The organism is Nocardia grenadensis NBRC 108939 (assembly GCF_001613445.1).
GTDB classification, from domain to species: Bacteria; Actinomycetota; Actinomycetes; order Mycobacteriales; family Mycobacteriaceae; genus Nocardia; species Nocardia grenadensis.
Map to the genome: position 1 here is coordinate 1 of NZ_BDCJ01000063.1, position 1,304 is coordinate 1,304.

The window sequence follows — 1,304 nt, forward strand, 5'->3', positions numbered from 1 at the left end:
ACCAAGATCCTGAACTACCTGGCCGATATCACGGTGAACAAACCGCACGGCGCCCGGCCGACCGCGGTGTACCCGCACGACAAACTGCCCGCGATCGACCTGGCGGTGCCGCCGCCGGACGGTTCGCGGCAGAAACTGCTGACGCTGGGCCCCGAGGGATTCGCGCAGGCGTTGCGCGAACAGAAGGCGGTCGGGGTCACCGACACCACCTTCCGTGACGCGCACCAGTCGCTGCTGGCGACCCGGGTACGCACCAACGGCCTGCTCGATGTGGCCGGGCATGTGGCGCGCCTGACCCCGGAACTGCTGTCCATCGAGGCGTGGGGCGGGGCGACCTACGATGTGGCGCTGCGCTTCCTCTACGAGGACCCGTGGGAGCGGCTGGCCGCTTTGCGCGAGGCGATTCCGAATATCTGCCTGCAGATGCTGCTGCGCGGTCGCAACACTGTCGGTTACACCCCGTATCCGGAGCGGGTGACCCGGGCGTTCGTGGCCGAGGCCACCGAGACCGGTATCGATATCTTCCGGATCTTCGACGCCCTGAACAATGTGGACCAGATGCGCCCGGCCATCGACGCGGTCCGGGAAACCGGTACCGCGATCGCCGAGGTCGCGCTGTCCTACACCGGTGATCTCACCGATCCGGACGAGAAGCTCTACACCCTCGACTACTACCTCAAACTGGCCGAGCAGATCGTGGACGCGGGCGCGCATGTGCTGGCGATCAAGGATATGGCCGGACTGTTGCGCGCGCCCGCGGCGGCGAAATTGGTGACCGCGCTGCGCAGCAATTTCGATCTGCCGGTCCATGTGCACACCCACGACACCCCGGGTGGGCAGCTGGCCACCTATCTCGCTGCCTGGCAGGCCGGTGCCGACGCCGTCGACGGCGCGTCGGCGGCGATGGCCGGCACCACGAGTCAGCCCGCGCTCTCGGCGATCGTGGCCGCCGCCGCGCACAGCGAATACGACACCGGGCTCGATCTGCGCAATGTCTGTGATCTGGAGCCGTACTGGGAGGCGCTGCGCAAGGTGTACGCGCCGTTCGAATCCGGTCTGCCGGCGCCCACCGGCCGCGTCTACACCCACGAGATCCCCGGTGGGCAGCTGTCGAATCTGCGTCAGCAGGCGATCGCGCTGGGGTTGGGGGATCGGTTCGAGGAGGTGGAGGCGAAATACGCGGCCGCGGATCGGTTGCTGGGCCGGCTGATCAAGGTCACGCCGTCGTCCAAGGTGGTCGGTGACCTGGCGCTGTCGCTGGTCGGTTCCGGTATCGATATCGAGCAGTTCGCCGCCGACCCGGG

Annotated in this window: 1 protein-coding gene; it reads left to right on the forward strand. The window is 67.7% G+C overall.

The genetic code is table 11. The annotated features are described in order from the left end of the window. On the forward strand, nucleotides 1-1,304 hold a 1,304-nt coding region (locus NGR01S_RS29725; protein WP_507762103.1), incomplete at both ends, for a hydroxymethylglutaryl-CoA lyase-like TIM-barrel protein.